The sequence below is a fragment of the Streptomyces sp. NPDC001135 genome, assembly GCF_053598395.1.
The window spans coordinates 1-18,449 of the sequence record NZ_JBSFKD010000039.1 but is presented as its reverse complement, the minus strand read 5'-3'; the positions used below and the strand labels follow the sequence as shown (position 1 = coordinate 18,449).

The window sequence follows — 18,449 nt, the reverse complement described above, 5'->3', positions numbered from 1 at the left end:
GATGGACGGCTGGACCTTGACCTGCGGAGTTGTTAGCCCCGCAAGTGCCGATCCGCCGGCGGTGCCTCCCGTACACGGAGGAGAGTCATCGCTGGCATGGCCGTGTCCTCAACGTGTCGTTGTCAGGGATAGCCGGCCGGCTTGCTCTCCACCTTCAAGGCGGTGGACTGGCACAGGATGAGATGCGATCGGGGCTGATCTGCTGCATGGAACTTGCTCAGTTCAGCAGCGTCCGGAGTGCTGTGATGGGCACGATGGTGCGATGAAGCGCGACGGGGCAGGAGCAGGGGCGGGCGCTCGTCGGCCCACGGGGGCCAAGCGGCTGATACCTCGACCGACGCTGCCGCCTGGTCCGCTGCGCGCGTTGAAGACCTTGATCTACGAGGCCTACCTCGCCGCCGGCGCGCCTACCTTGGACGAGATGGCCGCGGCCGTGGCCGACGATGACGCGTTGGCTGCCAGCCCCTCACGAGACACCATCAACCGGGTGATCGGCGAGCCCAGCGTGCCGGCGAAGCAGGCGGATGTAGTAGCGCTGCTCACTGTGCTGACGCAGATGAGCGGAGCCGACGGTACGCACGGCGGCCAGCAGGCGGCTGCCCTGTGGACACAGATACAGCTCTTCGAACCTCTGGGCCGTCCCATCAAGGAGCTTGATCCGTACGACCTGGAAGTGCACCACGCCATCACCATGGACGGTGAGACCGGGCTGCCCGCGTACGTAGAACGCGCTCACGACGGGGAACTGCAGCGCATCATTGGCGAGTCCGCCACAGGGCAAAGTCGCCTGGTCATGTTGGTGGGGACGTCTTCGACCGGAAAGACCCGCGCTTGCTTCGAAGCCGTACAACGCCTGCCGCCCGACTGGCGGTTGTGGCACCCCATCGATCCGGAAAGGCCGCAAGCCGCACTCGCGGACCTCTCCCGAGTGGGCCCGAAGACGGTGATCTGGCTCAACGAAGCCCACCACTACCTTCTCCACCCACAACACGGAGAGCCCATCGCCGCGGGCCTGCGTACCGTGCTCAGTGACACCAGTCGGGCCCCGGTCCTGGTCATGGGAACAATCTGGCCGGGGCCGGGCTACTTCGAGGACCTGCGCGTCACGCCCCCGCCAGGCGCAAAGGACCACCACGCTCAGGCGAGGGTGCTGCTGGCCGGCAGGGTCCTGTACGTGCCGCCGGCGTTCGACCCATCCGAGGTCGCAGGCATTCAAGGCTCCCAGGACCCGCGTCTGGCCGCTGCCGCACGCTCTGCCCAGGACGGGAAGATCACCCAATACCTGGCGGCCGGCTTCGAGTTGATGAGCATCTACCAGACGGCGGCGCCGGGCCCCAGAGCGCTCCTCGAGGCAGCCATGGACGCCCGCAGACTCGGCCACCCCACCACTCTTCCGATGGCCTTCCTTGCTGCAGCCGCCGAGGCGTACCTCACCGATACCGAATGGGATCTGCTGCCGGACAACTGGCTCGAACAGTCGATCGCTCAGCTCACCAATGCCGTCAAAGGTGCCCGCGGGCCTCTTCACGCCCAGCGGCGTCCACGAGGTGCCACGGTCGCAGTGGCGGGTAACGGCCAGGCCTACCGGCTGGCGGACTTCCTCGAAGCCCACGGGCGGTCGACACGACGCCTCGCCCCGGTCCCTGCGCTGTTCTGGCAAGCAGCCGTCCAGCGCTGCGATCACGAGGCTGCTCACCGCCTGGCACTGTCCGCGGAAAAACGGGGGCTCGCTGAGACGGCATGCCGTCTGTGGGCACGCAGCGGCCACTACGTTCGGGTGGCCCGGGTGCTGGAGAACCTCGAGCGGCGAGAGGAAGCCAATGCATGGTACGAGGCCGCAGCCGCCGCGGGTGACACCCACGCGTGCAGACGTCGAGCGGACGACCTGGCATCCGAGGGACGTCTGCAGGAGGCACTTGTCTGGCTTCAGCGGGCAGCCGAGGCCGGCGACCGGGACGCGCTCCTAGCGGGTGGCAGCCAGCTCGCGGCAGCAGGACACCTGCAAGACGCTCTGAAGTGGTTCCAGCACCTTGGGGATGCAGGCTCGCCTCGTGCATTCGTCACGGCAGCTCACTGGCTTGCGACTGAGGGCCGACTGGACGAGGCACTGGAATGGTGCGCCCGAGCCATAGCCGCGGGAGTCGACGATGCGACCGAGGCGGCAGCGAGGCTGAAAGAACAACAGTGGCCTCAAATCGCCACAGCGCCTGGGTCTCCCCCGTTCGCCTCTGGGCCCGAGGAACTCCTTGCATGGGGCGGGCGGCTAGTCGCCGCAGGACGGATATCCGAAGCCCTTGCGTGGTTCGAGCGAGCGGCCGCGGCAGACATGGGCCCCACGACCCTGGGAGAGGCGGGCTGGCTGCTGGCTGATGCGGGCCACCTGGACGAGGCTCTCTCGTGGCTGGAACGCGCGGTGCGGGCGGGCCATCCTGACGCGCTCCGTGTTGCCGGTGACAAACTGGCGGCTTCCGGCCGCATCGAGGACGCGCTCGTCTGGTTCGAACGAGCGGCCGTGAACGGCGACGCCGCGGCTCTGCGGTCAGCTGGTGACTGCCTCGCCGCCGCAGGGCGCCTCGAGGAGGCCCTCACGTGGTTCGGGAAAGCATTCGACAGAGGTGACTCGCTCGCCCTCATGATGGCCGCGGAATGGCTACTGCAAGCCGGCCGTACGACGGACGCGCTCGCACGTTTCCAGCAGGCAAGCCGGATCGGTGAAGGGCATGCGCTGCGCGCCGCGGCGCACTTGCTTGTTGAAGCAGGTCGTGAGGATGAGGCACTCATCTGGTTCCAGCGTGCCGCCGCAGACGGAGACGTTCCGTCACTTCGCGCGACAGCGGGGCTGCTCGAAGCCGCAGGCCGCCTGGACGAGGCGCTCACATGGTTGGAGCAAGCGTTCAACGCCGGTGATGCGGACGCTCAAGAGGAGGCCGTCACTCTCCTGCTCCGCACTGACCGCATGCAAGAGGTCGACGTGTGGGTTGAGCGCTCAATCGCCTCAGGCCACGCTCGGGTACTGAGGCAGATCGCAACACACCTGGCACGCCGCGGCCGCTCGCAGGAGGCCCTGGAGTGGCTCAACCGTGCGCTGTCGCACGGGGACAGCGAAGCCTTTCGAGAGATAGCAAATCAGCTCTCGCACAGCCGCCGGTTGGATGAGGCCCTCCCGTGGTTCGACCGCGCTGCCGCCATCGGCGACATCCAAGCCCTGCGCGTGGCCGGCATGTCGCTGGCGAACGCGAACCGGTGGGGTGAGGCGCTCAGCTGGCTGATGCGCGCGGCAGCGGCCGGACTCGCCGACCACACCCTCACAGTCCGTGCACTAGTCGAGCTGGGCCGAACGGAAGACGCCGACCGGCTACGGCACTACGGGTGGGCTAGCGACGGCGCCATCGCCCGGCCCTGGCGTATCCAACCTCCGATCTCTGGCAGCATCCGCCCGCTCCACCTCGATGACTAGGCATCCAGACCGTTCTTACGGGAGGATCCACCGGTCTGGCTCGTAACGGGCCACGTTGTGGGCACGTCGGCCGAGTCAGCTGGCGCTGCGGAGCTCGCCGACCTGTTCGACCAGCTCGCCGCCGACTGGGACACCACCCGCGCCACCGGCCGCGACGACCCCCTACACGACGCCCTCACCCGCGGCGGCCCCCATGCCCCAGGGACCCTGGCTCGAACTCGGCTCCGGTACCGGCCTGTTCACCGCCACGCTGACGGCGGCCTTCTCGCAGGTGATCAGTGTCGACCTGTCAATGCGCATGCTGCGGCAGGCCCAAGGCCGCTCCCCGTCGCGGGTGCGCGCCGACGCGAGCAAGCTGCCGCTGGCGGACGACTCCGTCACCGCGATCGCGGCGATCGACATGCTCCTGTTCCCCCGCTGAGACCGCCCGTGTCCTGGCACCCGGCGGAGTTCTGCTGTGGACAACCAGCTCGGCACCGACGGGCCGCTGTACCTTCCCGCAGCCACCGTCGCCGCCGCTCTGCCCAGCACCTGGCAGGTTACGGAGCGCGAGGCGGGCTGGGGCAGCTGGGCCGTCCTGCGTCGCATCAGCTGAGCTGGGAGGTTCACTCCGCCGAGTGCCTCATCCCACAGCACCCTCTTCGCCGTAGGCGATCTCGAGAGGGTTCCCCGCTGGCCAGTTGCGGCCCGACGACAATGGCTCAACACGTAGGACTTGCAGGGAACCGGAGGGCGTGGCGGGCACGGTAGATCTCCGGCATGCCGTGACGGCGACGCGTTCAGTGCCGAACCGTTCGATGATGCGGTCGTAGACCTCGAGCCGGCGGGCGGACTCGACGTCGATGTCGATGTCGAAGTCGAAGTCGATGCCGATGTCCGGCAGGCTCGCGCGGCGCACCGACAGGAAGCGCTCGAAGAGCAGGTTGAAGTCCAGCGGATTCGCAATGGCGATACCAAGCGTGTGGTTGACCATGCTGCCGGCGCCGGAGCCGCGAGGGGCGACCCGGATCCCGAGCTCGCGGACGTCGGCGACGACTGGGGCGACGGTGAGGAAGTAGGTGTCCTATGTGAGCGTGCGAATGACCGCGAGCTCTTCCTCCAGTCGCTGGCGGGCGCGCGGGTCGCGATCGAGGCCGCGGCGGACAAGGCCGGCCTCGGCGCGCTCGCGCAACAGGCGGGCGGCGTCCAGGACGTCGGCGAGGCGGTGCTGGCCGGCGTCGGCGTAGCGGACGGCATTGGTCAGCACGACCGGGATGCCCAGCTGGTCGGCGAGGCTGAGGGTGCGGGCAGCGCCAGGCGCAGTGAGCCGGGCCCGGTACCGGGGAGGCCGAGCCAGCAGGTTTCCAGGCGCGGCTGGATGCCGGGCAGCTGCCGCCAGGGGGCGAGGAGGTGTTCGGCGCGGTCGCCTCGGCCGGCGGCCAGGGCGCGGACGGGTTCGGAGGCGGGGTCGAGCAGACGGTCAGCCCCTCCCCCGCGTGCCGGTGCAGGTCGTCCCATGTCAGCAGGGGCGGACCGTCGCCGTGGGCGTGGGCGGCAGAGGTCAGCCGGCACAGCCGGGGCCCAGCCGGTGCGGGACTGGGCGAGCAGGACGACGCGGGGCGGCGACTCAAACACGTGGGCGCCGCTGCGGACCGGGGTGTGCAGGCGCTGCACGGGGGCAGGGGCGAGCGGGGCGACGGCCAGGTTGATGCCGAAGATCGGCCGGATGCCGTGGTCGAGCGCGGCCTGCGCGAACCGGACGGCGCCGGTGACAGCGTCGCGGTCGGTCAGGGCCAGGGCGGTCATGCCGCGTTCTGCGGCGCGCTGGACGAGCTGCTGGGGGTGGGCGGCGCCGAAGCGCGTGGAGAACCCGGAGACGACGTTGAGGTGGTAAACCCCCCCATGGCGCGCCTCCCATCTCCTGCCCTCTTCGCCCCGCTGTGTGAGCACCACTCCCCCTGATCACGAGTCTTTGTTCGAGCATCGAAGCGCGCGAGATCCCAGGTCACGAGTGGGACGGTGCGACTTTTCGACTCAGGGAACGCTTCACACGCTTCCCAGCTGCCCCAAGTCTCAGACGGCCGACATACCGACTCCTTCGTCGAGCCGGTCGACAAGGATCATCGCCACGTCGTCCGCCAAGCGGCCTTCGGTGTGCCTGAGCAGCGCCTGGTGCAGTTGCCCAAGAAACTCCTGAGGAGTGGTGCTGCAGTTGATCGACTCCATGGCCTCCGGCAGAGGGAAGAAGCCGTTGCCAGGGTTGCGGGCTTCGATCACGCCGTCGGTGTACAGGAGCAGACGGTCCCCAGGTACGAACGGATAGGTCTCAGGTTTCTCGGCAGGGCAGGTGATCAGGTCCTCCAGGCCCAGGGGCGGCTGCGGCGAGGAGGGCATCAAAGCCTGGGTTCGGCCCTGGTGGAGTACCAGCGGGGGCGGGTGGCCGCGGTTGACCAGTTGCACCACGGGGTCGTCGTTCGGCACCTGGGCGATGAGTGCAGTGGTGAACCCCTCCATCAGGGCTTCCTCGGGAAAGGCGCCCGGCACGGCCGCCTCCCGGCGCAGCGCGGCCGCGCAGTGGTTCATGACCCCCACCAGGTCGTCCTCATAGTGCACGACCACCCGGAACGCACCCAGCGCCACCGCGACCGCATGCATGCCGCTCAGCCCCTTGCCGCGGACGTCCCCCACGATCATCCGGACGCCGTACCGCGTCTGCACGGCCTCGTACAGATCACCCCCTACCTGCGCCCCGGTCCCGGCCGCCAGGCATAGGCTGGCCGCCCGCACGGGGCCAAGGCGCTCGGGGACCGGTCGCAGAATGACCTCCTGTGCGGCAACGGCGATCCGGCGGACCTGGTCGAGCTCGCTCTTCCTGTACGTACGCATGACGCTGCTGGTGATGAAACCGGCCACCGAGACCAGAGCCAGAGCCAGGAAGTTGGTATAGACCTGCAGGGTGCCCCATGCCTGGTTGTACGTGGCCGTGGTCACGCTGACCGCCAGCGCGAGAGCCACCGCCACGGCCGTGCGTTTGGGGCCCATCGTCACCGCCGCCAGCGCCGGCACCGCGGCGAGAAAGGGGCCGGTATAGATGAAGTGAGCAGGGGTGAGCTCGATGACCAGCACGGCCAGCGCGATCACAAACGGCACGCACTGCGCCAGCGCGAGCAGGACCCTGCTTTGACCGCCCACTCCTGGTCGAGAGGGTGAGCGGAAGAGCGACACCACACCTTCAGCGTGCCTCGCCGACGCCCTGACGGCCTCCCGACTCGGCGACCAGGACGCCTGACCGTGGGGCGTCAACGGACTGCATCGCGGGGATGGATCTCCGGTGGCATCGCGCTGCAGGCCGTGATCAAGACGGTGCCCTGGTATGCGGAGTCCGAACCAAGCGGTCTGTGGCTTTTACCGCGCGGATGGTCATAGTCGGCATCTCCACGGCCACTGTGATCACCGCGGTGGTGTCGGGGCTTGTGCGGTGAACGTCTGTGCGCCGTCCAGGGAACCAATGAGGTGGTGCTGGCGCGCCACGGTCGGCCACATGCGCCCGGGCGGCAGGGTGATCAGCCGGACGGGCGGGGCGTCTGGCCCGGTTCCCCGACGGCGCCTGCGCAGCCCGCGGACACCCATGCGGTCTGCGGGACCGCCCGCCCGGCTGCACCGTGCTCCCAGCGGTGCAGCCGCGCAGTGCTCTCAGCGGTGCAGCCGCGCAGTGCCCGTCACCGCGTTTCACCGGGTCCCTCACCGAGGGGCGTGCCCGGCCCGACCAAGATCAATACCAGCGCCACCCACGGCTCGCTCGAGTCCAAGGCTGATCTACTGGTGTGCAGCTCCGCGTTGGTTCAAGGCCTGGGTCAGCTCACGGTTGGCGACGCGCATCGCCTCGAGTTCCGCGTCTCTTTCTTCCAGTCGTGCGGTCAGCTCGGTGTTCACCCGCTGGCGGCGACGCAAGCTGTGGGCGTCGGACACCGGCGGGCTGCTGCGGGACTTGCGCCGGCCTGGATGAGCTGACTCCGGCGATCCGGCTGCGAGTGGTCGCCCAGCTGCGGGAGGGGCTAGGAAACGTGACGGACGGTGCGCTGGACGCTGGGGATGGCCGCGGCGAAGGCCGAGGGGTGGGGCTCCTGGCCCGCGCCTGACGGCACGGTGCGGGAACGGCCCCCACCGCCCACCGCACCCCCAGGGAGCCCCGAGCGCCCTGGCACCGCGCTCCCGGGCTGCCGGATCGGCACACCGTGGTTGGGCCCACCGGTACACCCGGCGCACGGGCACGGGGCGGCTGCACCGCTGGCAGAACGGTGCAGCCGGGCGGGCGGTCCGCAGGACCCGCACACTCCGCGGGATGCGCAGGCGCCGCCGGGGAGTCGGGCCCGCCGCACCGCCCGTCCGGGTGGTCATCCTGCGGCCCATCCGGTGGCCGGCCGGCTGCGGCACGCCACCTGCGCCCCACCGGTCACCCAGTCGGTTTGACTCTGTCATGGAGACTCACCCGGGCAGGTCACGCACCACGACGGACACCACCGCGAGGATCACGGTTGCCACCGCGATGGCGACTATCACCGCCCGTCCGTTCCACGACGCCGGCCGGTCCGTCGCGCGTTCCTGCACGCCGGCATCGGTGTGACTGTCCGGCCAGGGCGGGAGCCAGTACACCTCCAGCGAGGCCGTAACGGGCTGCGCATCGCCGTTGTGAGCATTCACGCAGTGCCAACGAACGGTCCGGCTCGTAGGCTGCGGCCATGACCGAGATCCACACCCCGACGCCCCGCGACGCCTTCGACCTGCTGCTGGCCGGCAACCGGCGCTTCGTCGCCGGTACCCCTGAGCACCCCAACCAGGACGCCGTCCGCCGCGCCGAGACCGCCCCGTCCCAGCAGCCCTTCGCCGTGCTGTTCGGGTGCTCCGACTCCCGGCTGGCCGCCGAGATCATCTTCGACCGCGGCCTGGGCGACCTGTTCGTGGTGCGCACCGCCGGCCACGTCATGGGCCCGGAGGTGCTGGGCAGCATCGAGTTCGGCGTGGACGTGCTGGGCTGCCCGCTGGTCGTGGTCCTCGGCCACGACTCGTGCGGCGCGGTCGGCGCCGCGTGTGCCGCCCTGGAGAACGGCATGACGCCGGCCGGGTACGTCCGGGACGTCGTCGAGCGGGTGACCCCCAGCGTGCTGGCCGCGCGGGCCGCCGGAAAGGTCGAGCCCGATCAGATCCTCGCCGAGCACATAAGGCACACCGCCGACCTGCTCCTGGACCGCTCCCGGGTCCTGGCCGACAAGGTCGCCGCCGGGCAGGCCGCCGTGGTGGGCCTGCGCTACCGCCTGGCCGACGGCAGTGCACAGCTCGTCGCCGCCCGCGGCCTCGACGCCACAGTCCCCGCAGCGTCCTGACCGCCCCGGCCGTGGCTGCTCAGCGTGATGGCTACGGCGACGTCACTTGGGACCACCGAGGCGTCTCGAAGCGGCCCCGGTCTGTGAAGATCGCTTCCCGTGAAGGCGGCCTGGAATGGCTGGACTTGGACAGCGCAACCGAGCAACCTTAGCATCGGTCATTCCGGCTCTTGGCTGGGCTGGTTCTCAGCCCCTCTCGTCTGGCGCCCGGTCAGCTGACTTGGGCTTGTTCGGGCTTGGGCCCCATCGGACTTATTCGTCTAGCACGAGTCGTACGGCTACCTCGTTTTGGACGGGGAGCTGACTCCGGCGGAGGTCGGCACGGCAGTTATGCGGATCGCCGACTGCAACGACTTCGAGCTGGAGGAGGAGCACGGGCCGTGCCCGCCCGACCCGCTCGGTACGTTCCTGCACGGGCTGCTCACCATGCCCAACCTGTTCGCCGCCGGCGGGCTCCGGGTGACCGACAACGCCACCGACGCCGTCTTCGTCGAGCCGGGCTGCCGCAACGGCCTGGAGACCTGGCGGGACTGGCTTGAGGTGCTCGACGGCACCGGCTGCTGCTGCTTCGGCCACGACCCGTCCCCGATGGCCGAACGCGGGCTGACAGCGCCGTTGAGTCGGCGCAGGCTGCGGTAGGCGGCCGCATTCAAGGGCCGTCATGGCCTCATATGCCTTCGGTATCCAGGAGAACGGCAAGTCGGCACCAAGTCCACGCCAAGGCCCGGTGGGCACCGTGTCGTATCCGCCGTCGGCATTCGATCCTGGAGCAACCGAGCGTGTCACCCAGCAGTACCTCCGAACAGCCCCGCCCCTACGAGACGATCGCGGACCACCGCGAGCGGAAGCCGCTGGCGCCCCTGCTCCCCGCAGCCCCGCACGGTGCAACGGGCCGGGCCGCCTCGGTCGCCCACCGCTTGACCGAACACGGGCTGCACCGCCGCCGCAACGGTGAGGACGAGTCCGTCCGGTCATTCCTCCGCGAACGCACCGCGCAACGGACGCCGGCCGTACTCGTCCGCGGAGCGGCGCGATGACGGTACTCGACTGCGCTCCCCACGACGTCCTGGACGCCTACCGCACCTGCGAGTTCGTCACCCTCGGCAAGAACGGAACGCCGTTGGCCTGGCCGACGGCCGTGGCTCGGCGCGAAGACGGAACCCTCCTGCTGACCACGTCCCTCGCCTTCGCCCAAAAGGCGCTGAACGTACGCCGCGACGGCCGGGTCGCGCTGCTCTTCTCCGACCCCACGGGCAGCGGACTGGACCGGCCTCCGCAAGTGTTCGTCAGCGGCCGCGCCCACTGCCCCGACGCGATCATGACGGGGCCGGAAGGGGCCGTGGAGTACTGGCGCAGGCTCTTCGAACGCCAGCCGCACAGCCGCGCCTACCTCAAGCGCCCCATGAGGCCGCTGATGTCCTGGTACTACCTGCGCCTCCTCATCACCGTCGAACCCGAACGGGTGAGCATAAGGCCGAGCCTGGAGGAGCTGCCGCGGCTCGAGGCGCCGGCTCCCGCCGCCGCGACGCACACGCTGCCCGGGGCCGCGCAACTCGGCCGTATGCCGACGGCGGTACTGGCCGGCCGGGACGCCTCGGGGGCACCGCTGCTCGCCCGTACCCGCCCGCGGCCGACACCGTCGGGCTATCTGGTCGAGGTCCCACCGGACTGCCGGGTCGAGCCGGGGCCGGCCAGCCTGCTGGTGCACCGGCACGACGAACTGCTGAACCACATGTACAACGCGCTCGTACGCGGAGACCTGAGGCAGACCGGTTCGGGCTGGCTCCTGGTGCCGTCCAGCGTGATCGAACCCATGGGTTCGGGCCGGGCCAGCGATGCCCTGCGGGTCCTGCGCCAGACCAAGCGGTCGACCGACCGCTATCTCGCGCGGCGCGGTCTGCCCCACCCGAAAGTGCAGTGGGATCAGTTCCGTGCCCTGGCGGCACCGTCGCATCCAGGACGGAGCCGACCGTGCTGAACTGCCGCTCCGTGCGTGAGGAGTCTCCGTGCGAGCCCTGATCGGCCACCTCGCCGCAGCACTCGCCCGTCTCGGGCGTCGCTCTGCCCGCCCAGCGTTCCCCGCACCGTCGGACGGGGACCGCCTGGCGGCCGTCATGAAGTCCCCGCACCATTGATCACCACTCCGGCTCGTTCGGGGCACGCGGACTGACGGCGCGGCGGGAGAGGGGACCGGGCGAGGTTCTTTGGGTTCTCGGCACGGTCGCCGGAGATCGTCCACGGTGCCTCGCCGTTTACGATGTGGTTGTCATGGTCACAATGAAGGTGCTCGGCGCGTTCCGGGTCGAGGTCGACGGCCGCCCGGTTGCCACACCGGGTCGGCTCGCGCGGATGGTTCTGGTCCAACTCCTCCTCGCCCGTGGCGAGGTCGTCTCCACGGAGCGGATCATCGAGAGGTTGTGGCCCACGCGTGTCCCGTCGAGTGCGCAGGCGTCGCTGCACGCCTACATCGCGCGTCTGCGGCGCCTTCTCGAACCGGAACGAGCACCGAGGACCGCCGCTCGACTCCTGCTCAGTGCGCCGTACGGCTACGCCCTCGCCCTGGAACGGGACGCGCTGGACGCCTGGGTGTTCGAGGACCGGGTCGCGGCCTGCTCGGTTGCGGGTCTGCCCGCCCACGCCGCGGCCGAGGGCTTGGCCGAAGCGCTCGCCTCGTGGGGCGGGCAGCCGTACGCGGAGTTCGCGGACGAGCCCTGGACGGCCGGTGAACGCACCCGCCTGGAGGAACTGCACCGCGCTGCCCGCGAACGGCTCGTCGCCACGCGGCTGAGCCACGGGCAGGTTGCGCAGGCCCTCACCGACGCGGGCGCGCTGACCCGGGAGCAGCCGTTGCACGAGGAGGGATGGCGGCTGCTGGCGCTGGCGCTGTGGGCCCGCGACCGGCAGGGGGACGCCCTGGCGGCACTGAGGCAGGCCCGGCACGTCCTCGGAGAGGAACTCGGCGTCGAACCCGGTCCGGCCCTGCTGGAGCTGGAGCAGGCCCTGCTGCACCAGCGTCTGGACGTCCTTCACCGAGAGACCGGGGCGCCCACCGCGACCACCGCGCGAACCGGGATGGCCGCCGCCGTGACGCTCCGCGGCTCCGTCACGGCTGCCGGACCGGGGACGCCGACTGCGCCGACGGTCCTCATGGCAGGCCGGCTCCTGGGCCGTGACGAAGAGCTGGCGGCAATCGCCGACGCGGCGGAGCGGGCACGCGGCGGCCGTGCGCAGGTGGTCCTGGTCTCCGGCGAGGCCGGAATCGGCAAGTCGAGCCTTCTGCAGGCCGCACTGCGCCAACTGCCCCCACAGGGCTGGCTGGTCGGATCCGGGCAGTGCCCGGAGACCGACGGCGCCCCGCCCGGCCGGGCCTGGTTCGATCTCCTCCCCGGCCTCGCCGAAGACGCGCCACCAGGACCGTACGCCGACGAGCTGGCCCCCCTGCTGGCCCCGGGTACCGCGAGCGGCTCCGAGCAGCCGGACGGCAGCCCGGCCCGGCGCTTTCGGCTGCACCGGGCGCTGCTTGGCTGGATCCGCGACGCAGCCGCGCGGCAGCCGCTGGCGATCGTGCTGGACGACCTGCACCGGGGTGACCAGGAGAGCATCGAGTTGTTCCTGCTCTGCGCCGAGCAGGTGCGCGACGCACCACTGGTCCTGGTCGGCTCGTACCGCACCGGCGAGGGCGACCTGACCGGCGCGCTGGCGCGCCTGGCCGCCTGCTCGCCCGTACGAATCAAGCTCTCGGGCCTGTCGGACACGCAGGCGAAGGAACTGCTGCGGCGGTCGGCGGCCGACATCAGCGAGCAGGCCGCGGCGGCCCTGGCCGAACGGGCCGGGGGCAACCCCTTCTACCTCCGTGAAAGTTCCCTCCTGCTGGCCGACGAGGGCGAGCAGCAAGCCCTGGCCCGGATCCCGCAAGGGGTCCAGGACGTACTGCGGCGCAGGCTCGCCCTGCTCGCACCGACCGTCACGGCCGGACTGCGCCTCGCAGCCGTCGCCGGCCGCGAGGCCCCGATCGCCCTCCTGGTGCAGGCCGCGGACTGCGATCCCGAGCAACTCCTCGACGCCCTGGACGCCGGCGTGACCGCCGGGCTGCTCACCGAGCCGCGGGCCGGTACGGTCCGCTTCAGCCACGCCCTCGTACGAGACGCCCTGGAGGCGGACCTCACGCGCCTGCGGTTGGCCCGGATGCATTCCCGACTGGGCAGGAGCCTGATCGCCCTCGGCTCGGACGACGTCGCCGCCACCGCCCACCACCTCCTGCGGGCGGCCGCGGTCGTGACCGCCGACGCCGGCCCCGCAGTCCACCATGCCCGGCTGGCGTGCGAGCAGGCCGTGCGCCGCTATGCCCCGCAGAACGCCGAAGCCCTGCTGAACACGGCCCTCGGCCTTCTGGCCGACCATCCGGCAGCCTTCGCGGACCAGGACGCCGCCCTGCTGCGTGTGATGCTGCTGGGCCAGCTCGTCGACTGCCGGATCCGGATGGGGGCCGTCGTACCGGCCCGCGACGCACAGCAGCAGGCCGTCCGGGTGGCCCGTGCCGAGGGCCGGGCAGACCTGCTGACCGCCGCCTACACGACATGGACCGAACCGACGCCCTGGCGCGTCCGCCCGTACGCGGCCTGTGATCCCGAGGCCGTCGAGGAGCTCACGAACCTGCTGGAGAATCACCACCCGGACGACCGGCAGCGGTGCCTGCTCCTCGACCAGCTCGCCGACGCACTGGACGACACCGACCCCCGTGCCGTGGCCGTGGCACGCCAGGCCGTGGAGCTCGCCAGGACCATGGGCGATCCCCGGCTCCAGGGCCTGACCCTCACCTCCTTGCTGCGCCGCATCGACTGCGAACTGGAACCCGCCGCCTATCTCGAACTCCACGAGGAACTTGCCGAGGTCGCCGCCTCCCAGGACAGCCCCGAGTACTCCTGGATGAGTTCCTACATCGCCGCCCGGATCGCCGCCGCCGGCAACGACCCGGCGCAGATGGAGCGGTGCCTCGTACGCGCCGACGAGATCGCCCGCACCTACGAGCTGCGCGGTGCCTTCGCCATCGCCAGGCTGCGCCGCCCCATGGTTGCCATGGCCCAGGGCCGATTCGACGAGGCGGAGCAGGACCTGGCGTCCGCGGTGGCGGAACTGCGAGCGCGTGGGGCGGTGGACCTCAGCGGACTGGCGGGCCTGGCGGCCGGATGCATCCGCCTGCAGCAGGACCGGCTCGCCGAGGTCCTGCCGGTGCTGCTCGCGGTGTGGGAGCAGTACCAGCCGCACAACGAAGCCCTCACCGCCCTCGCCCTGCTGGCCGCGGACCGCGGCGAAGAGGCCCGTGAGGTCTTCGCCCGCAGGGCGCCGATCCGCCGCGACTTCGCCTACTCCATCCTGGCCGGCCTGCGCGGCATCGCCGCCATCGCCTTCGGCGACCGGCAAGCGGCCGCCGAGGTCTACCGCGATCTCCTTCCCCTCCAGGGGCTGGCAGGCGGAGCGAGCAGCCTCAGCCTCGTCTTCCGGCCCGTCGCGCAGACCCTGGGCGAACTCGCCCAGTTCCTGGGCCATGCGCAGGAAGCGGAGCGCCACTACCGGGAGGCCGAGCGGGTGGCAGCCGCATGGGACTCCCCGCACTGGTCGGATGCCGCCCGGGCGGCCCTGGCCCGGCTTCCGCAGTCGGGCGAGTAGAACGGGAGGCGGTCACGGGGGTGGGGCCGGTCCGGATCGCGCGACGCTAGGCCAGCTCGGCCATGAACTCCGCCGCCAGCTCGAGGAACCGACCGGGCGAGTCCGTCGTCAACTGGAGGTCCACGAGCACCTCGTCGGTCTCCGCCGCGCACATCGTGCGCAGGTGGTCGCAGATCTGGCGCACGGTCCCACGGTGGTGGCCCTCCGCCAGGTCGGCCGCGGACTTGGTGACATCAGGGTTCACTCGCAGCACCCGCCGCAGTCCTGCCGGGTCCCGCCCCGCCCGTTCGGCCGCCTCGGAGGCCACGGCCCACAGACCGCGGAAGTGCTCAAGCGGCATCGAGGCTGCGAGCCAGCCGTCGGCACGCCGGCCCACCCGCTCCAGGGCAAATGGGGTGAATCCGCCCAGCAGCACCGGTGGCCTCGGATTCTGGAGGGGCTTGGGCAGGATGGTCGACTCGCGGATCGTCCACAGCGGGCCGGTGTGGACCACCGCCCCGGGCCGCCATACGGCGTCGAGGACGTCAAGAGTCTCCTCCAGCCGGGCGCCCCGGCCTTCCCAGGGCACTCCGGCGGCCTCGTACTCCTCCCGCATCCAGCCCAGCCCGATGCCCACATCCAGGCGCCCGCGGCTGAGCAGGTCGAGTGTCGTCAGGGCCCGGGCGAGCACGAGGGGCGGCTGCCACAGGGCGTTGAGCGTACTGCTGCCCAGTCGTACCCGTTCGGTCGCCATGGCTGCCACGCCCAGCGCGAGCAGCGGGTCGAGGTGGGTGCCGTACCGGACGGGCATCTTCCCGCCCGGGTACCCGTCGGGCGGGGTGAGCGGGGCCAAGAGGCGGTCGGCCACCCAGAGGCTGTGGCAGCCCAGCGCTTCCAACGCCGTGCACATGCCGACGGAGAGGCGGGGGTCGGCGAACGGACCGAACTGGGGTACGGAGAATCCGATGCGCATCGGTGAGGTTCCTCGATCGGTGAGGGGTGGGCAACGGGGCCGGACGCACTGGCGCGCATCCAGCCCAGCCGGCGGGGACGACGGTCACGCGGTTGTACGCCGGCCCCGGATCCGGTCGGTCTCGCGGCGGTACTGCCGCTGCCCGAGCAGCTTCCACAGCACCCGCGCCGGAACGGGCAGCCGGGCGAGGAACTCCCTGCACTCCTCGGGAGAGGCGTCTTCCAGGATGGCGCCGAGCGCGATCATCAGCCGGTTGCGGGGCGTCTCGGCGAGGCCCCGCTCCCCGACCGCATGCCAGTCCTTCTCGTTCACATGGAGGGCGACAAGAGGCATGACCTGCCGTTCCTCCTCGTCAAGATGGGCGCACAGGTGCCGGTGATGCCGGCGCAGCGCCTCGGCCAGTTCGTCACGGTCCTCGGACAGGGCCTTCTCCTGCCACCGGTCCATGAGCACCTGGACCTCGCTGATCCCTTCGGAGAGCTCCCGGTGCTGCGCCTCCATGGCCAGCACCTGCTCGGCATCGAGGTCCAGATGGGGCAGCAGGACCGGCCAGAGCATCTCGTCCTCCCCGGTGTGGTGGGCGTGCAGGCCGATTGAGTAAAGCCGCCAGTGCTCGGCGAGGATCCGGGCGCGGGCGGTGTCTGCGGGCCGAACGTCCTGGACGAGGTCGGCCAGCAGGCGCGACTCGCGACGGAACACCTGGTGGATCATCGCCATCTCGCGGGTGTAGGGGTGAACGGCGGAGTCCGAAGCATGGTTCGTGGTCATGATCCCCAGTCTTCGGAGCCCGATTGCCGGGCACTTGCACCCGACTTGCCGTACCTGGCTCACGTGAACGCCGGCTCGAGGTTCGGCTGCCTCGTAAGCCGGTCTCGTCCGCTGGCGCCGATCGTGTTCGGGCCGATGGTTACGGGCTGCAAGCCTCTCTCCTGGTGGAGGGAAAGACATGGAGCGCCTAGGCAAGGGCGTGGTCCACCGCGCGGATGAGCTTGTCGGTCGATGTGTTCACCGCACCTGACCACGAAGAAGTGCCAGCGAGTCGGCACACGGGCGGCGGCGAACAACGTTGAGATCGCCTGCACGCCGACCAACTCCTCCTGGCTGAATCGGACCGAGGCCCAGTTCATGGCCCTGCGCTACTTCACCCTCGACGGCACCGACCGCGCTGACCACAAGAAGCAGGGCAGCATGATCCGCCGCTACATCATCTGGCGCAACCGCCACGCCGACGACCGGCACCTACGCGGCGTCGTCGACAGGGCACACGTTGCCTGATGCGGCACTAGCACAGCCCTCAGGTCCTGTCCGGCGGTCCATGGAGGCGTCACCGGTTTAGAGTCATCGGCACCGTATCGACGTGATCGCCGGAAGGGGCAGCTTGACGTGTGGCCGGACTCATGGACAGTGGTGGCCGAATCGGACCGAGAGCAATGGGACTACGCGCCACTGGAACGGGTCGGCCCGCTGCGGTTTGGTATGAGCGTGGAGGAGGCGACGAGCGCGATGCTGACGTGCGGCTTCATGTCCGACGGCGTTGCAGAGCTCGGCGAGTTCGGCCCGTTCAGGCAGTTGCGCGCGAGCTTCCGCGCGGTGGACCCGTTCTACCGCGAGGACGTGGTGGCCTACTACGCCGGCCCGATGGGATTGACCTGCATCGCGGTCGATGCCCTGACCGGCCCCCAGGTCACCTTTGAGGGGATACGTCTGGTCGGTCGGCCTCCTTCCGTGCTTTCGGGTGAGCTCACCACTTACCTGGAGAGCACTGGCAGGACCGTCGAGATCACACCCGGCGGCGACATCGGCTCGCAGGATCTGGGCATCATGTCGCGCGCGCAGCGTGCGGCATGATGCGCTCCTGACACGGCTGGTCTTCGGTAGGCCCAGCGACTGGGCCAACACCATGAGCGACTGCATTCCGGCCGACGAAATGCTCGGACACTACTGAGCTCCCCCTGTGCGCAGGCCGGGGACGCGCATGTTCCACTCAGGGCCTGAGCCAGAGACGGATCGATGAGGCGGTCACAGTACCGGTGTGGACAAAGGCGGTCGGTTCGGCGCCCACCGCTGCAGCCGACCCGGGGCAAGTGGGGACAGCAGCCTGGGCTGTTCCCGGGAGCCGCTGGCGGTAGGGGCTCGACCGACGTAGTACCAGTCCCAACGCCGCCCGCATCTCGACTGTCCCCGGCGGTCCACGGCCGCCAAATGAAGCTGCAGGTCAAGGGCACGTGATCGGTCGATCTTGGGTGGGCTGTAAATCCGCTCCCCCTGGCCACGCGCTGTCGGAGGCGACTGGTACAGCTAGTGCATGGCCTCTGTCTCGCCATCCGTGGTGTCTGACGTGCCCTTTGACCGGCTCGGTGTGGCTGACCTGGTAGTTGGTGCCGTCTACGCCGGCGGCCTGGCAGGGAGCACTGGGATGATCCACTCGGCAAGCTCCTGCCGGGGACAGGCAATCAAGGAGGCTTTCGGAGTGCCGGGTCACCGATGAAGGGAACCGCCGAGTTGCGCATCGGCACCGCCGCCGCGCCCAGGCCGCCGACACAGCGGCGGCATCCGTCAGGAGCCGGGGACATGATGTAAGCCCCGCCCTGGGGCAGGCCCGCTCGCGAGGAGCCAGCCCGGACAGGCGATAGCCCCTGGCTTCGAGGGGAGGACCAGGGGCTACCTGCCATGACAGGACGGTCACGGGAAAACATGACCTATTCGATCCCGGCTCCACGCCGGCGAGACCCGGGGACCGCACGACACTCCGATGCACGCGCGTGTCCCCCGGCTAACGCGCACGGCCCGGCATGGTCACGGGTGTCGTCGCCGACTCCTTCGTCCTGGACGAGGTCGGTTAGGTCCACTGTCTCTACCTGTCTCAGCTCGTTGAGGGGGTGAGCGGCGAGGCGGCGCTGGGCTGGGCCGCTCCTGGCCGTGACTGCGTGCCTTTTGAAGAATGAGCCTGCGAGTTTGCGGTGTGTTGCGAGGTTAACCCGGGTGGGGAAGCCGTAGCGAAAGCGAGTCCGAA

General features: G+C 70.3%; 13 protein-coding genes and 2 pseudogenes. 10 read left to right on the top strand and 5 right to left on the bottom strand.

Annotated elements, in window-relative coordinates; genetic code table 11:
* The first annotated feature begins 364 nt into the window (after positions 1-364).
* From ACWC94_RS34965 to ACWC94_RS34955, 3 genes are all read left to right on the top strand, one after another.
* Positions 365-3,457 carry a hypothetical protein gene (locus ACWC94_RS34965; RefSeq protein WP_450801310.1) on the top strand — a complete coding sequence of 1,031 codons (3,093 nt, stop codon included), beginning with the start codon at positions 365-367 and terminating at the stop codon, positions 3,455-3,457.
* 193 nt (positions 3,458-3,650) lie between these two features.
* The gene (locus tag ACWC94_RS34960; RefSeq protein WP_450801309.1) at positions 3,651-3,878 is read left to right on the top strand and encodes a class I SAM-dependent methyltransferase; all 228 of its coding nucleotides are present in this window, start codon (positions 3,651-3,653) and stop codon (positions 3,876-3,878) included.
* Between the two features lie 36 nt (positions 3,879-3,914).
* Positions 3,915-4,052, top strand: a complete 138-nt coding sequence (locus ACWC94_RS34955) for a hypothetical protein (RefSeq protein ID WP_450801308.1) — start codon at positions 3,915-3,917, stop codon at positions 4,050-4,052.
* 130 nt (positions 4,053-4,182) lie between these two features.
* Here the strand turns inward: ACWC94_RS34955 and ACWC94_RS34950 are convergent.
* The 3 genes and pseudogenes from ACWC94_RS34950 to ACWC94_RS34940 form a co-directional block, all read right to left on the bottom strand.
* Positions 4,183-5,386: pseudogene (locus ACWC94_RS34950) on the bottom strand (PHP domain-containing protein); the annotation flags it as partial.
* A gap of 123 nt (positions 5,387-5,509) precedes the next feature.
* The gene (locus tag ACWC94_RS34945) at positions 5,510-6,664 is read right to left on the bottom strand and encodes a PP2C family protein-serine/threonine phosphatase (RefSeq protein WP_450801307.1); all 1,155 of its coding nucleotides are present in this window, start codon (positions 6,662-6,664) and stop codon (positions 5,510-5,512) included.
* 1,257 nt (positions 6,665-7,921) lie between these two features.
* A complete protein-coding gene (locus ACWC94_RS34940) occupies positions 7,922-8,137 on the bottom strand; it encodes a hypothetical protein (RefSeq protein ID WP_450801306.1) in 216 nt (71 codons plus the stop codon).
* Between the two features lie 38 nt (positions 8,138-8,175).
* On the opposite strand from ACWC94_RS34940, the gene ACWC94_RS34935 reads away from it, so the two are divergent.
* From ACWC94_RS34935 to ACWC94_RS34915, 5 genes are all read left to right on the top strand, one after another.
* On the top strand, positions 8,176-8,817 hold the full coding sequence (locus tag ACWC94_RS34935; RefSeq protein ID WP_450801305.1) for a carbonic anhydrase: 642 nt from the start codon (positions 8,176-8,178) through the stop codon (positions 8,815-8,817).
* 330 nt (positions 8,818-9,147) lie between these two features.
* Complete coding sequence (locus tag ACWC94_RS34930; protein WP_450801304.1) at positions 9,148-9,456, top strand: hypothetical protein; 309 nt, start codon at positions 9,148-9,150, stop codon at positions 9,454-9,456.
* A 140-nt stretch (positions 9,457-9,596) separates the two neighbouring features.
* A complete protein-coding gene (locus tag ACWC94_RS34925) occupies positions 9,597-9,854 on the top strand; it encodes a hypothetical protein (protein WP_450801303.1) in 258 nt (85 codons plus the stop codon).
* Positions 9,851-10,795, top strand: a complete 945-nt coding sequence (locus tag ACWC94_RS34920; RefSeq protein ID WP_450801302.1) for a pyridoxamine 5'-phosphate oxidase family protein — start codon at positions 9,851-9,853, stop codon at positions 10,793-10,795. Before ACWC94_RS34925 ends, ACWC94_RS34920 begins: the two co-directional genes overlap by 4 nt.
* A 290-nt stretch (positions 10,796-11,085) precedes the next feature.
* Entirely contained in the window at positions 11,086-14,484 is a 3,399-nt protein-coding gene (locus ACWC94_RS34915) for an AAA family ATPase (protein WP_450801301.1), read from the top strand.
* Between the two features lie 46 nt (positions 14,485-14,530).
* Here ACWC94_RS34915 and ACWC94_RS34910 read toward each other — a convergent pair whose 3' ends face one another.
* Positions 14,531-15,436, bottom strand: a complete 906-nt coding sequence (locus tag ACWC94_RS34910) for a TIGR03619 family F420-dependent LLM class oxidoreductase (RefSeq protein WP_450801300.1) — start codon at positions 15,434-15,436, stop codon at positions 14,531-14,533.
* 84 nt (positions 15,437-15,520) lie between these two features.
* Complete coding sequence (locus tag ACWC94_RS34905; RefSeq protein WP_450801299.1) at positions 15,521-16,204, bottom strand: hemerythrin domain-containing protein; 684 nt, start codon at positions 16,202-16,204, stop codon at positions 15,521-15,523.
* A 237-nt stretch (positions 16,205-16,441) separates the two neighbouring features.
* Here ACWC94_RS34905 and ACWC94_RS34900 point away from each other — a divergent pair.
* Both ACWC94_RS34900 and ACWC94_RS34895 read left to right on the top strand, forming a co-directional pair.
* Positions 16,442-16,711, top strand: a pseudogene (locus tag ACWC94_RS34900) (hypothetical protein); the annotation flags it as partial.
* A gap of 132 nt (positions 16,712-16,843) precedes the next feature.
* On the top strand, positions 16,844-17,284 hold the full coding sequence (locus ACWC94_RS34895) for a hypothetical protein (RefSeq protein WP_450801298.1): 441 nt from the start codon (positions 16,844-16,846) through the stop codon (positions 17,282-17,284).
* Positions 17,285-18,449: the final 1,165 nt, after the last annotated feature.